The 651-nt window shown below is 35.0% G+C and carries 1 protein-coding gene; it reads left to right on the plus strand.

Annotation, left to right across the window (positions count from 1 at the left end):
* Position 1: 1 nt before the first annotated feature.
* Positions 2–651: IS982 family transposase (locus tag ACLI09_RS18020; protein ID WP_411421035.1), on the plus strand; the 650-nt coding region annotated here is incomplete at its 3' end.

The following is a 651-nucleotide window of genomic DNA, read 5'->3' on the forward strand; positions in this document are numbered from 1 at the left end:
AATTGACCATACTGAGGATATTCGACGACAGGTAAGTGACAGTGAGGTCATACTGACAGCCATTGTCTCATCATTGAATTTTTATGGGAATCATTCTTCAGCAATACAATTCATGAAGCAATATGGTTTTATACCTAATATGCTTGACAAGAGTAGGTTTAATAGAAGACTACACAAAATTGGAAGATTGCTTTATGAGCTATTTGAGATTGTAAGTGACTATTTTAAAAGCTTTTGTTGTGAGCTACATTACATTATTGATTCTTTTCCTGTTCCCGTATGCAATAACATGAGGATTTCAAATTGTAAGATACTCAAGGACAATAAATGGAGGGGTTATACTGCCAGTATGAGGAGTTATTTTTATGGTGTGAAGGTTCAGCTGCTCACTACCAAAGACGGTATACCCATTGCTTTTCATTTTACCCCTGGAAAGACAGCCGATGCAAAGGCATTAAGCAAAATGATAGATAAATTACCGGCAGAATCTTCAGTATATGGAGATAGTGCTTATTTGGATTATGGGCTTGAAGATAATGCTTTGAAAAGAAAAGCTATTTTATTGAAAATCCAGAGAAAATCAAACTCTAAAAGGATAGACACAAAGGAACAGAAACTTGAAAAACTAAGAATGAGAAAGAGGGTTGAAAC

The organism is Flavobacterium sp. RHBU_24 (assembly GCF_046613695.1).
Lineage (GTDB): Bacteria > Bacteroidota > Bacteroidia > Flavobacteriales > Flavobacteriaceae > Flavobacterium.